This window comes from Actinomadura rugatobispora, from assembly GCF_042656285.1.
GTDB lineage: Bacteria > Actinomycetota > Actinomycetes > Streptosporangiales > Streptosporangiaceae > Spirillospora > Spirillospora rugatobispora.
The window spans coordinates 303673-316990 of sequence record NZ_JBHSON010000001.1; the positions used below are offsets into that span (position 1 = coordinate 303673).

At 74.3% G+C, this 13318-nt stretch carries 11 protein-coding genes; 3 read left to right on the forward strand and 8 right to left on the reverse strand.

Features of this window, described 5'->3' with window-relative positions; genetic code table 11:
- Positions 1–170: 170 nt before the first annotated feature.
- On the reverse strand, positions 171–1862 hold the full coding sequence (locus ACFPZN_RS01275) for a serine/threonine-protein kinase (protein ID WP_378279204.1): 1692 nt from the start codon (positions 1860–1862) through the stop codon (positions 171–173).
- A gap of 332 nt (positions 1863–2194) precedes the next feature.
- Between ACFPZN_RS01275 and ACFPZN_RS01280 the strand changes: the two genes are divergently transcribed.
- Together ACFPZN_RS01280 and ACFPZN_RS01285 are read left to right on the forward strand one after the other, a co-directional pair.
- A complete protein-coding gene (locus tag ACFPZN_RS01280) occupies positions 2195–2920 on the forward strand; it encodes a C40 family peptidase (RefSeq protein ID WP_378279206.1) in 726 nt (241 codons plus the stop codon).
- 14 nt (positions 2921–2934) lie between these two features.
- Entirely contained in the window at positions 2935–3576 is a 642-nt protein-coding gene (locus tag ACFPZN_RS01285) for a hypothetical protein (RefSeq protein WP_378279208.1), read from the forward strand.
- Here the strand turns inward: ACFPZN_RS01285 and ACFPZN_RS01290 are convergent.
- The 7 genes from ACFPZN_RS01290 to ACFPZN_RS01320 form a co-directional block, all read right to left on the reverse strand.
- On the reverse strand, positions 3560–5527 hold the full coding sequence (locus ACFPZN_RS01290; protein WP_378279210.1) for an acetoacetate--CoA ligase: 1968 nt from the start codon (positions 5525–5527) through the stop codon (positions 3560–3562). The two genes, ACFPZN_RS01285 and ACFPZN_RS01290, sit on opposite strands and share 17 nt — an antisense overlap.
- Before the next feature lie 149 nt (positions 5528–5676).
- Positions 5677–6387, reverse strand: a complete 711-nt coding sequence (locus tag ACFPZN_RS01295; protein WP_378279212.1) for an HAD family hydrolase — start codon at positions 6385–6387, stop codon at positions 5677–5679.
- 184 nt (positions 6388–6571) lie between these two features.
- Positions 6572–8206 carry an L-glutamate gamma-semialdehyde dehydrogenase gene (pruA, locus tag ACFPZN_RS01300; protein ID WP_378279214.1) on the reverse strand — a complete coding sequence of 545 codons (1635 nt, stop codon included), beginning with the start codon at positions 8204–8206 and terminating at the stop codon, positions 6572–6574.
- Between the two features lie 165 nt (positions 8207–8371).
- Entirely contained in the window at positions 8372–8881 is a 510-nt protein-coding gene (locus ACFPZN_RS01305; RefSeq protein WP_378279216.1) for a DUF6912 family protein, read from the reverse strand.
- A 31-nt stretch (positions 8882–8912) separates the two neighbouring features.
- Entirely contained in the window at positions 8913–9569 is a 657-nt protein-coding gene (locus tag ACFPZN_RS01310; protein WP_378279217.1) for an HAD family hydrolase, read from the reverse strand.
- Between the two features lie 119 nt (positions 9570–9688).
- On the reverse strand, positions 9689–10585 hold the full coding sequence (locus tag ACFPZN_RS01315) for an N-acetylmuramic acid 6-phosphate etherase (RefSeq protein ID WP_378279219.1): 897 nt from the start codon (positions 10583–10585) through the stop codon (positions 9689–9691).
- Positions 10582–11556, reverse strand: a complete 975-nt coding sequence (locus ACFPZN_RS01320) for a MurR/RpiR family transcriptional regulator (protein WP_378279220.1) — start codon at positions 11554–11556, stop codon at positions 10582–10584. Before ACFPZN_RS01320 ends, ACFPZN_RS01315 begins: the two co-directional genes overlap by 4 nt.
- 61 nt (positions 11557–11617) lie before the next feature.
- On the opposite strand from ACFPZN_RS01320, the gene ACFPZN_RS01325 reads away from it, so the two are divergent.
- A complete protein-coding gene (locus ACFPZN_RS01325) occupies positions 11618–12919 on the forward strand; it encodes a BadF/BadG/BcrA/BcrD ATPase family protein (RefSeq protein WP_378279222.1) in 1302 nt (433 codons plus the stop codon).
- The last annotated feature ends 399 nt before the right edge of the window (positions 12920–13318 follow it).

Consider the following 13318-nt stretch of genomic DNA (forward strand, 5'->3'; position numbering starts at 1 on the left):
AGCGTAGCCAGGAAACGCCCCAAAGCCGACCGCCGGGGCGGCGCGGCGAGCGTGGCCTTTCTTACGGTCACGCCCACAAACCCTGTCGCGTGCGAAATCCCGGTTTTCCCGGAGGGGCCGCCGGCCGGGCACCGGTCATCGCCCGGTGCCCGCGGGTTCGACGGCCCCGATCACCCGCCGGTGCCCGTGCCGCCCTGGCCGCCCGTCCCGGGTTCGCCGGGTCCCGGCGGCTCCTGCGGGTCGGTCTCGGTCTCGGTCGGCGTCGGGGTGGGGGTCGGCTCCTTGGTCGTCTCCGACGCGGTGGGCGTCGGGGTCGGCGTCGGCGTGCCGGTCGGCGTGTCGGAGTAGGTCGGCGAGGGGGACGGCGAGTACGGGCCGGTCGCGGTGTCCTGCGGCGTCGGGACGATCCGCTCCGACAGCGTCGGGGACGCGCTCGGGACGGAGCTGGCGGGCGGCACCGGCTGCTTGGAGTCGCTGACCGGATGGCCGGTCTTGTCGTTGCCGCCGCCGCTCAGCGCCAGCACGGTGGAGATGATCGTGACGGCGACGACCAGGGCCGCGGCCCCGGCGAGCGCGGCCGTCCGGCGCGGGCCGGTCACCGTGTGCCGCAGGCCGCCGGTGTTGCGCCGCTCCCCCAGCATCTCGGGGGGCAGGGTGTTCTGCGCGGCCCACTCCGAGGGGGTCAGGGCGCCTCCGGACCCCCCGGGCCGGTCGTCGCGTCCGGCGGCCGGGACGGGCTCCAGGCGGCCGGTGGCGCCCGGGTCGTCGCGGTCGTCGTATCCGGCGGACTGGTATCCGTCGTCGTAGTCGTCGTAGTCGTCGTAGGCCGAGTCGTAGCCCGTCTGGATCTCGCGCCCGGCCGCGGCGCGGGAGGCGCGGGTGGCGGTGGCGGCGGCGCGGGCCTCGTCCTCGCCCAGCTCGGCGGCCAGCACGCTGCCGGCGGCCAGGATCGCGGTCGCGTCGTCGGGGACCTCGCCGTCCGCGCCGTCCGCGGCGGCCCCGGCGGCCCCGGCGGGCGCGGCGGCGACGGGCAGGGCGGCGGTGGCCGCGCCGCGCTCCTCGTGGCCGAGCAGCCGCATCAGCAGCTGCCGGGCGTCGGGCCGGCCGGCGGCCTCCTTGCTCAGGCAGTCGACCACCAGCGCGCGCAGCGGGCCGTCCAGGTCGCCCAGCTCGGGCTCGCGGTGCAGGATCCGGTTGATGACGGCGGGGATGGTGTCCTGGCCGAACGGGGGCTCGCCGGTGGCGGCGAACGCCAGCGTGGCCGCCCAGCAGAACACGTCGGCCGCGGTGCCGATCTCGTCGCCCTGCAGCTGCTCGGGCGCCATGTACGAGGGCGTGCCGATGACCTTGCTGGTGAGCGTGGTGGACCCGCTGATCGCCCGGGCCACCCCGAAGTCGATCACGCGCGGGCCGTCGCTGCCGATCAGCACGTTGTGCGGCTTGAAGTCGCGGTGGATGATCTCGGCCTGGTGGATCGCGGCCAGCGCGGTGGCGGTGCCGACCGCCAGCCGCTCCAGCGCCGCGCCGCTCAGCGGGCCCTGCTCGGTGACCAGCTGGTTGAGCGAGGGGCCGGGCACGTACTCGCTGACGATGTAGGGCCGGTCGCCGGTCGCGTCGGCGTCGATCACCTGGGCCGTGCAGAACGGGGCGACCCGCTTGGCGACCTCCAGTTCCCGCAGGAACCGGGCGCGGGCCTTGTCGTCGGCGGTGAGCTCGGCGTGCAGCAGCTTGACCGCCACCCGGCCGCCCCGGCCGTCCTCGGCGAGGAAGACGGTGCCCTGACCGCCCTCGCCCACGCGGCCGATGAGCGCGTAGGGCCCCAGCCGCTCCGGGTCGCCGGAACGCAGCGCCCCAACCTTCATGCGCCGAACCGCCCTCTCTGGACCGACGGGACCGGACGACCCGTCCCCCGGATCATCCCGGATCGGCACAGATCGGTCCCTCGATTGTGTGACGCCCCAAACCCAGGGGAAGTTCACCCAGCCCTGAGACCTTACGTCGCATTGTCACCCTGCGCCCCCCATAAACCCACTTTGAGGTGATCTTCCGTTCACCCCCGCGGAGGGCGGCCGGCCGCACGGGCCCGCCCGGACCCCGCACAGACCCGGCAACGCCTGACATTATGGCAGGTCAGCGCCGTAATCTGGGGGAGTTTTGAGAGTGTGGCGACGGGGTCCGGGGTACACCGCGCTCGATGATCTTCGTAGACGGACGCGAGGGCATGGTCTGCGCGGCCACCCTGACCCTGGCCTTCGCGCTGATACCAAACACCGCGGAGGCCGTGCACGCCGCGCCGGGGCCGGCCGGGTCCGCGGCGGCGGAGTCGGCCGCGCGGGCCGCGACCGCGTCCTCGGGATCGCGATCGTCGACGGCGAGGTCGGCCGCCGCGACCGCGACGGCGTCCTCGGAGTCGGGGTCGGCGTCCGCGCGGGGGCAAGGGATCGTGCGGTCGCCGCGCACGCAGGAGTCCCTGGCGGCCTTGCAGCAGGCCGTGCGCAAGCGGCGGGTCCAGATGAAGGCCACCTGGACGCGGCGCGCCCGCAAGGCCGTGGAGTACGCGTACGCGCAGCGGGGGCGCCCCTACGTATGGGGCGGCACGGGTGAGTACGGGTTCGACTGCTCCGGTCTGGTCCAGCAGGCGTGGCGCCAGGCGGGCGTGTGGATCCCCCGGGTCAGCCACGACCAGTACGAGCGGATCCCCACCAAGGTCGCGCGGAACGATCTGCGCTCGGGCGATCTGGTGTTCTTCAACCGGCTGCGGCACGTGGGCATCTACATAGGCGGCGGCAGGTTCGTGCACGCGCCGCGTACGGGCCGTCCCATAACGGTGGACCGGCTCCAGGGACGGTACGCGCGCACCTACGCCGGTGCCGTACGGCCAGGGTGGGAGCCGCTGCCGCCCATACCGACCGGCACCTGAGCCAAGATGGGCGCATGACCTCGCTGGACGGGCGCCGCGCCTACACCAGGGCCGATCTGATGGCCGTGCACGGGCTGGGGCGCAGCACGCTGGAGAAGTGGTACCGCGAGCGGGCCGAGAACGGCCATCCCGAGCCCGCGGGCACGGTCGAGGGCGGGCAGCTCGCCTGGGACGCGGACGCCTGGGACCGCTGGTACGAGGCGCGCCAGACCGCGCCCAAGGTCCCGCCGGGCCTCCTCACGCGCGACGAGCTGGCGGCCCGGCACGGCCTCAGCCGCCACGTGCTGAAGAAGCTCTGGGCGGAACGCGAGACCAACGGCCACCCCCGCGCCGCCTACCAGGCCGGCAAGGCCCTCTACTGGGACGAGGCGGAATGGGCCGCCTGGCACGCGTCGTACCAGGCGGCCCAGAGTGACCGCGCCGAACGGGACCGGCAGGGCGGCGGCGACCCCGACGAGCTGATCACGCTCGCCGACGCCGCCCGCCTGCTCGGCCTGGCCCAGACCAGCGTCACCGTCTACCCGAAGCGGCCGCCCGCCGGGTGGCCCGAGCCCGCGCGCACCGAGCCGCTGGGCGGCGGCCGCGTCCGCCGCCTCTACCGGCGCGGCGACATCCTGGCCTACGGCGCGCTCAAGGGGCTCACGACGACGGCGTGAAGTGCCGCAGGACCTCCGGGTTGGCCAGCGAGTCGCGGTTGGCCGCCTGGTCGACCGGGGTGCCCTGGAGGATCTTGCGGACCGGGACCTCCAGCTTCTTGCCCGACAGCGTGCGCGGGATGCCCGGGACCTCGTGGATCTCGTCGGGGACGTGCCGCGGCGACAGCGCCGAGCGCAGCTCCCGCCTGAGCCGTCCGATCAGCTCCTCCGACAGCTCGGCGCCCTCGGCGGGCTGGACGTAGAGGATCAGCCGGCCCTCCTGCCCCAGCCGCCCGGTGTCGATGACCAGGCTGTCGGCGATCTCGGGGAACGCCTCCACCACGCGGTAGAAGTCGGAGGTGCCCATCCGGACGCCGCCCCGGTTGAGGGTGGAGTCGGACCGGCCGTAGATGACGCAGCCGCCGTCCGGCCGGACCTTGATCCAGTCGCCGTGCCGCCACACGCCGGGGAACATCTCGAAGTAGGACTCGCGGTAGCGGGCGCCGTCGGGGTCGTTCCAGAACAGCACCGGCATGGACGGCATGGGCTCGGAGATGACCAGCTCGCCGACCTCGTCGATCACCGGCTTGCCGTCGTCGCCGTACGCCTCCACCTTGGCGCCCAGGCTGCGGCACTGGAGCACGCCCGCGTACAGGGGCAGCAGCGGGGACGGGCCGACGAAGCCCGTGCACAGGTCGGTGCCGCCCGACAGGGAGCCGAGCAGGAGGTCCTTGCCGACCGCCTCGTACACCCAGGCGAAGCCCTCGGGCGGCAGGGGCGACCCGGTGGAGCCTATGCCGCGCACGGCGGACAGGTCGTACTCCTTGCCGGGCTGCTGGCCGTCCTTGGCGCAGGCGGTGATGTACGGCGCGCCCACGCCCATGTAGGTGACGCCGCTGTCGGCGGCCAGCTTCCACAGGTCCATGGGGGCGCCGTCGTACAGGACGATGGTGGAGCCCACCAGCAGGCCGCCGATGAGGTAGTTCCACATCATCCAGCCCGTGGTCGTGTACCAGAAGAACACGTCCCCGGGGCCGAGGTCCTGGTGGAAGGTGGTGGCCTTGAGGTGCTCCAGGACGACCCCGCCGTGCCCGTGGACGATCGGCTTGGGCAGGCCGGTGGTGCCGGAGGAGTAGACGACCCACAGCGGGTGGTCGAAGGGGACGTCCTCGAACTCCAGGGTGTCGTGGTCGCGCTTCGGCAGGTCGCCGTAGTGCATGCCCACCCGCAGCCCGCCGGGCGTGGCGGCCGGGTCGAGGTAGGGGACGAGCACGGTGGCGGCCAGGGTGGGCAGCGCCGCCTCGATCTCGCGGACGATCTCGCGCCGGTCGAACCGCTTGCCGTTGTAGGCGTAGCCGTCCACGGCGACCAGCACCTTGGGCTCGATCTGGGCGAACCTGTCGATCACCGACGAGGAGCCGAAGTCGGGCGAGCAGGACGACCAGATCGCCCCCAGCGACGCGGTCGCCAGGAAGCAGATCAGCGCCTCGGGGATGCTGGGCAGGTAGGCGGCGACCCGGTCGCCCTTGCCCACGCCCAGCTCGGCCAGCCCGGCGCGCACCTCGGCGACCTGCATGCACAGCTCGCGGCCGGTGAGCACGCGGTGCCCGCCCGCCTCGGAGCGGAAGACCACCGCGGGCCGGTCGGGGTCGCGGGCGGCGTGCCGCAGCGCGTTGGCGGCGTAGTTGAGGGTCGCCCCGGGGAACCAGCGCAGCCCGTCGACGGGGGTCGGGCCGCCGTCGCGGACCGGGCCGTCGCCGCGCTCGCCGACCACCTCGAAGTAGGACCAGAGCGCGTCCCAGAACGCGTCGACCTCGGTCACCGACCAGCGCCACAGCTCGTCGTAGGATCCGGCCTCGACGCCGCGCTCCCGCAGCCAGCGCATGAAGGCGGTCGTCCGCGAACCGGCGACGACCTCCTCCGACGGCTCCCACAACAGCGTGCCCTCGGCCACCTGTCGATCACGCGACATGTCTTATCCCTCCGCCGCTGCCCGCAGTGTCTCCCCAGCATCGGGCCGACCGGGTGACCTGCGCAACTTCCGAGATCGGAGGCTACGGGACGGCCCCGGGCCGGGTGCCGCCCGGGGGCGCCGCTACCGGCGGCCGGGCCGCGGGCAGGTCAGCGTCCGGTGAGCTCCAGGACGGCGCGGACCACGGCGTCGGTGTCGGCGAGGGTGGCCAGCACCACGTCCGCGCCGGCGCCGCGCAGCTCGGCCTCGGTCGCGCTGCCGGTCGCCACCGCGATGATCGCGGACCGGGCGATGTGCGCGGCCTGCACGTCGCGCGGCGAGTCGGCGATGAACACCGTGGCCGTCTCCGGATAGCGGACGCCGTGCTTCTCCCCCGCCCTGGTGCGGGCCAGCTCCAGCAGCGCGGCCTTGCTGTAGACGCCGTTCTCGTAGCCGCCGACCTCCAGGTCGAGCCGGTCGGCCAGCCCCAGCTCGGTCACCTTCAGCACGGCGTTCGGCTGGATCGAGCCGGTCAGCACCGACTGGGCGGTGTCGGGCAGCCGGGACAGGGCCGTGACCGCCTCGCGGGCCCCGGCCAGCACCCGGCCGTGCGACTTCAGGTCGGCCCGCCGGGCGGCGAACGACGCGGCCAGCGCCGTCATGAGCGCGGGCAGGTGGTCGTCGGTGGTGACGACGTCGTTGAACGCCAGCGTCTCGAAGATGATCTCCGACTCGGTGCGTCCGGGGGTGGGCGGCAGCCGGACCAGGGGCCGGCCGATGGTCCGCTGGAACGCGTCGGCATAGGCGTCGCGGGTGATCCGTCCGACGTCCACGAGCGTGTGATCGATGTTCCACAGCACCAGACGGTTCAGCGTCGTCATCCCGTTCCCAAGCGCAGCCCTGACCGCACTCCGGTGGTGCGGGCGGACATATCGTCGGGTCTGGCGCCCGCTTCCCGCAAGCGGGCGCCGGGGGCGGCCTGCTCTCCGCGAGGCCATGGATCACCGACCCGGCGGTGACGATCACCTGGCGGGACGGGCGCCGCCGCGGCCCGCGGGCCCGGGATCAGGAGTCCATGTGCGGGTAGCGGTAGTCGGTCGGTGCGACGAACGTCTCCTTGATCGAGCGCATGCTGGCCCACCGCGTCAGGTTGACGATCGACCCGGCCTTGTCGTTGGTGCCGCTGGCGCGGGCGCCGCCGAACGGCTGCTGCCCGACGATCGATCCGGTGGGCTTGTCGTTGATGTAGAAGTTGCCGGCCGCGAACCGGAGCCGCTCGGTGGCGGCGGCGATCGCGGCGCGGTCGCGGGCGACGATCGCGCCGGTCAGCGCGTACTCGGCGACGCCCTCCATCTGGTCCAGCATCGCGTCGTAGTCGCCGTCGTCGTAGACGTGCACGCCGACGATCGGGCCGAAGTACTCCTTGACGAAGATCTCGTCGTCGGGGTCGGTGGACTCCAGCACGGTCGGCCGGACGAACCAGCCCTCGGAGTCGTCCAGGGTGCCGCCGGCCAGGACGCTCATCGTGCCGACGCCGCGGGCGCGCTCCAGCGCCGCCCGGTGCTTGGCGAACGCCCGCTCGTCGATCACGGCGCCCATGAACAGGGACAGGTCCTCGGCGACGTTGCCCATGGGCAGCGCCTCGACCTCGTCGGCGAACTCGTCGCGGATCCGCGTCCAGATCGAGCGCGGCACGTAGGCGCGGGAGGCGGCCGAGCACTTCTGCCCCTGGTACTCGAACGCGCCGCGGATCAGCGCGGTCTTGAGCACGGCCGGGTCGGCGGACGGGTGGGCGACCACGAAGTCCTTGCCGCCGGTCTCCCCGACCAGCCGCGGGTAGCCCCGGTAGCCCGCGATGTTCTCGCCGACGGTCCGCCACAGGTGCTGGAAGGTGGCGGTGCTGCCGGTGAAGTGGATCCCGGCCAGGTCGGGGTGGGGCAGCGCGGCCTCCGACACGGCGCGGCCGTCCCCGGTCACCATGTTGATCACGCCGGGCGGCAGCCCGGCCTCCTCCAGCAGCCGCATGGTGTGGTGCGCGGCCAGCTGCTGGGTCGGCGACGGCTTCCACACCACCACGTTGCCCATCAGCGCGGGCGCGGTCGGCAGGTTGCCCGCGATCGCGGTGAAGTTGAACGGGGTGATCGCGACGACGAAGCCCTCCAGCGGCCGGTAGTCCATCCGGTTCCACACGCCGGGCGAGGAGTTCGGCTGCTCGGCCAGCAGCCGGCGCGCGTAGCCGGCGTTGAACCGCCAGAAGTCGATCAGCTCGCAGGCCGCGTCGATCTCCGCCTGCTGGACGGACTTGGACTGGCCGAGGACGGTGGCGGCGTTGATCGTGGCCCGCCACGGCCCCGCCAGCAGGTCGGCGGCGCGCAGCAGGATCGCGGCGCGGTCCTCGAACGGCGTCGCCCGCCAGGCCGGCGCCGCCGCCCGCGCCGCCGCGATCGCGGCCCGGACGTCGTCGCCGGTGGCGTCGCCCATGCGGCCGAGCACGCGGGCGCGGTCGTGCGGCTGCACCACCTCGATCGGCTCGCCGCCGCCCAGCCGGCGCTCGCCGCCGATCGTCATGGTCAGCTCGGCCGGCCCGGCGCCGGCGAGCTCCTTGATCCTGGCCTCCAGCGCGGCCCGCTCGGGGCTGCCGGGCGCGTGGGACTTCACCGGCTCGTTGGCCGGTACGGGCACGTTGATGACGGCGTCCATCTGCTCGCTCCCTGGAATCCGACCTCGTCGTCGCACGCCCCGGGGAGCCCGTGCCGGACGAGCACCGCGCGGGCGTGGCCGGGCGGCGCGCGGCCGTCCGACGTCGGCAGACCTACCCATCCGGGCACGCACGACGCTTCACCGCGCGAAGAACGCGCGGAGCGGTCAGGGCAGCAGGTGGCGGAGCTCCTGGGTGGCGTACCACATCAGCTCGTGGCCCTCGGCGCCGTCCACGGTGAAGCGGGCGTCGTCGTCGCCGGCGTCGGCGGCGGGCAGCGCCTGGACGGCGGCGCGGACGTCCGCCTCGGCGTCCGCGTCGTCCACGTGGCCGGAGGCGATCCGCCGCCACGGGATCACGGCGGAGACCTGGACCAGGGCGCGGGCGTCCTCCTCGGAGCCGGACTGGCCGGGCGCCCAGCGCACCTCGCCCTCGGACACCTCGGCGGCCAGCACGACCCGCCGGGGCGGGGCGTCCGGATCGCCGGCCAGGAGCCGCAGGGAGGCGCGGGCGGCGGCGGTCAGGGCGACGTACTCCAGCTCCTCGAGATCGCCGTCGGCGTACCACTCGCGCAGCGCGGGCGTCACCGCGTACGCCGCCAGCGGGGCGGGACCGGCCTCGCGCGCGTCGTGGACGCGGGCGAGGGCACTCAGCGTGGACGGGACGTAGACGCGCATGACGATCCGCAAGTCTGCCAGATCGCGCGCCTCAGATCCGCAATCCGAGGGCGCGCAGCTCCTCCAGCGTGGCGTCGGAGGAGGTGTGGTGGACGGCCTTCATGCCGACCGCCAGGGCGGCGTCCACGTTGTGCCGCACGTCGTCGATGAACACGCACCGCGCGGGCGGCAGGCCGACCAGCTCCAGCGTGTGCCGGAAGATCCGCTCGTCGGGCTTGCGCAGGCCGACCTCGCCCGAGATCACCACGGCGTCGAACAGCTCGGCGAAGACGTCGCGGGGGTAGTGGTTGCCCCAGGAGTTGGACAGCAGCGCCGTGCGGATCCCGCCGGCGCGGGCGGCGCGCAGCGCGGCGTACATCGGCTCGACGGGGTCGAACGCGCCGAACATCCGGTCGATCAGGCCCTCGGCGGGCACCGGGCCGCCGTCGACGGTGAGCAGCTCGGCGGCCAGCAGCCGCTCGAACTCGGCGGGCGGCAGGGTGCCGTCCTCCAGGCCGTGGATCGGGTTGGTCCCGGTCGCGGCGTCGTAGGCCTGCTTCACCCAGGCGCGCATCACCGCCTTGTACCGGCCGGCGTCGATCCGGTCGGCGGCCAGCCAGGCGCCGATCGCCTCGTTCAGCGGGGAGGTCAGCACGCCGCCCCAGTCGGTGATGACGGCCTGGACAGGCGCGGAGGTCGCGGGGGTCACGCACCGATGGTAGGCGATCGCCGCCGCCCCGCCCCGGCCAGGGTGATCATGCAATCGGCGGGGGCGATTGCATGATCACATGGCCGTCGGGCTCCAGCGCGGACCGGCCGGGGGCCGCCTCAGGCGGAACGCAGCCGCTGCAGCGCCTCCCGGACTCCGCCGTCGGTCTCCTCCAGCACCATCGTCGCGCGCGCCGCCGGCACCTCGCCGAGCAGCGAGACCAGCGCCACGCGGGTGTCCCCCCCGGCCTCGACCAGCGCGTTCTCACACGTCAGGGCGTCCATGCCGGTCGCCTCGGTGAGGATGCGCACCAGCCTGGCCCGCAGCTTGGCGTTGAGGGCGTTCACGCTGACCATCAGGTTGGAGTAGGTGCGCCCCATCCTGATCATCAGTGTGGTGGAGAAGGAGTTGAGCACCAGCTTGGTCGCGGTGCCGGCCTTCATCCGGGTGGAGCCGCTGATCACCTCGGGCCCGGTGGCCAGGGCGATGTGCACCTCGACCTCGTCCCCGTACGGCGCGTGCGGGTTGCAGCTGATCAGTGCGGTGCGCGCGCCGGCCGCCGCGCAGGCGCGCAGCGCGCCCAGCACGTACGGCGTCCGGCCGCTGGCGGCGATGCCGATGGCCACGTCGCCGGCGGCGACCTCGGCCGCGTCCCGGGCGCCGAGCTCCAGGTCGTCCTCGACCTCGGAGACGGCCTGGGAGAGCGCGCCGAAACCGCCGGCGTTGTGCGCCACCACCCGGCCCCAGATGCCGAACGTGGGCGGCAGCTCCGCCGCGTCCAGCACGGCCAGGCGGCCGGAGGTGCCGGCGCCGAAGTAGTGCACCCGGCCGCCGCCGCGCAGCGCGGCGACCGCCAGGTCGACCAGCCGCGCGAGCTCGGGGAGCACGGACGCCACCACCAGCGGCACCGTCGCGTCCTCGGCGTTGATCCGGCGCAGCACCTCCAGGGTGGGCAGCGTGTCGACGTCGAGGGTGCGCGGGTTGCGCCCCTCCGTGGGCAGATCGCAGTCGATCACCGGCGCCTCCGATCGGGTCGGACGGTCCGGCCGCGGACCGCCTCGAAGGTGGCTTCCAAGGCCTTGCGGGTGGTTCCGTAGGTGCGCTGGGCCACGCCGACGAAGACGCAGTCGACCACCGTCAGCTGCGCCAGCCGGCTGGCGGTCGCGCCCGAGCGGAACGTGGTCTCCCGAGCCGCGGTGGTCAGGATGAGATCGGCCACCTCGGCGATGGGCGACTTGGGGAAGTTGGTGAGGGCGACGGTCGTCACCCCCCTGTTCCTGGCGACTTCGAGCGCGTCGATGGTCTCGACCGTCCCGCCCGTGTGGGAGATCCCGATCGCGACGTCGCCCGCCCCCAGCACCGCGGCGCTGGTGAGCATGATGTGCGCGTCCGACCAGGCGGCGCAGACCCTGCCGATGCGGTGCAGTTTCTGCTGGAAGTCCGCGGCGACGAAGGCGCTGGCGCCGACCCCGTAGACGTCGACCCGGTCGGCGGCCACGAGCGCGTCCACGACCTGTTCGAGCATCTTGATGTCGAGCTGGGCCGCGGTCTCCTCCACGGCCCTGGCGTCGGCGAACGTGACCTTCTCCACGATCTGCTCGAGGGAGTCGTCGGGACTGATGTCGCTTCCGATGACCCGGCCGCCGGTCGCGCTCTGCGCCCGGCCCGCCTCGGTGGCCAGGGTCAGCCGGAGCTCCGGGTAACCATGGAACCCGATCGCCCGGCAGAACCTGATGACCGTGGTCTCCGAGGTGCCGCAGGTCTGGGCGAGTTCCGTGATGGTCGAGTTGGCGACCCCTTCGGGGTCGTCGATGACGCGTTGAGCGACACGTCGCTCAGCGGGGGGCAGTGAAGGCAGCAGGGAGCGCACTCTGACCACGGTGCTCAGCGGTGTCGCGTCCCTGCCCGCGCCGGTCGGCGGTGCCGGTGCGCCGAGCGCGCCGGCCCCCCCGGTGCTCCCCGGCTCCGAGCCGGTGGGTTTCCTCATGGAAGAAAGTTTCTTACTTGCGAGATGTCACGTCAACGGTAGAAAAGGCTACGGTCGCCATGTGTTGACCCATTTGGCCGGTCCGTACGTGATCGGCATAGACGCGGGTGGCACGAAGACCCGCTGTGTCGTACTAACGCTCGGGGGCGCCGAGGCCGGTTCCGGAACCGGTCCCGGCGCCAACCCCAACTCCGGGGGCGACACCGCGGGGGCGCTCACCACGGCCCTGCGGGAAGCGCTCGGTGACGTGGACCGTTCCCATGTGATCGGCGGCGTGTTCGGGATCGCCGGGGCCGGCTCGGCGGGGCGTCCCGCCGCGGTCGCCGCCGCGCGGCGCGCCTGGAACGCCGTCGGGCTGCACGGCTCGCCCGCCGTCGTGACCGACATCGCGGTCGCCTTCGCCGCCGGCACCACCGCCCCCAAGGGCATCGTGGTGTTCTCCGGCACCGGCGCGGGCGCCGCGGTGATCAGCGACGGCACGATCGTGCAGCGCGCCGACGGCTACGGCTGGCTCGTCGGCGACATGGGATCGGCCGTCTGGCTGGGCAGGGAGGCGGTCCGCGCCGCCCTGGCCGCCTACGACGGCCGAGGTTCCCCCACCCTGCTGACCGAGTCGGTGCCGCGGGCGCTGCTGGGCGCGGCGGTGGTCAGGGAGATCGACGCGACCCGGAGGCGTCAGCGGCACCACCGTGCCCTGGCGCTGGCGGCGTCGCCCCCTCCCGGCCACCCCGCGTCCGCGGCCGCCCACGGCGCCTCCCCAGGTCACGGCGCCTCCCCGCTCGGCCACGGCGCCCTCCCCCACGGCGCCCACCCCCTCTCGGCCGCCCCCGCGCCCAGCCCCTCCCCGCCCTCGCCCCTGGCCCACGGAACGGGCACCGCCGTGCTCGTCGCCGACGTGCCGCACCCGCCGGAGGGGGGCCCGCTCGGGCACCCGCCGGACGGCGGCCCGCTGGGACGGCCGCCCGATCCCGGGACGATCCCCACGGCCGGCCCCGCGCCCCCGCCCGACCCCCGGCTCGCCCAGGCGATCATCAAAGAGGTGTACGGCCGCCCGCCCGCGGCCCTGGGCCGGCTCGGCCCGGTGGTCGCGGACGCGGCGGCCGCGGGCGATCCGGTGGCCCTGCGCATCACCGAGGAGGCGGCCGAATGGCTGCTGCGGGACGTCGACGCCGTCCGCCCGGCGCTGAACGACCCGTACGCCCCGGTGGTCATGCACGGCTCGGTGCTGCGCGACGGGCCCGTCGCCGACGCGGTGCGCGCCGGGCTGCGCGACCGCTTCGCCGCCGAGCCCTGCGGGGCCGGCGACGGGGCCGTCGGCGCCGCCTCGCTCGCGCTGCGCCGGCTCGGCCACCCGCCGGTCTGACCCCGGCCGCACCCGCGGCCCCGGACACCGTCCGGAACACGGAGCGCACGCCGCGGCGCTCTCGGTGACCTTCACTCCCGCCCCGCCGCTCGTGGTTCCCCCCTGCCCTCCGAACGCCCCCGGCGCCTTGATGATCATGGTCAAGGCTCGTCCGGCCGGGCGCGGCGGGAGTCGACACCGGCCCGGCGAGCGGCTAACGTCGCCAGGTCAGATCACGACCGAGTAACAGATAACAGATCATGACCGAATGAAGCGAGCGACCACGTCGGGGGGCCTGGTCCGGTGCGTGTCCCACGTTCGATCGTCCTGGCCGCGGTGACCGCGGTCACGGTGCCGCTGGCCGGCTGCGGCGGCGGTGCCCCCGCCGGCCGCGGGCGTCCGTCCGGAGGCGGCGCCCCG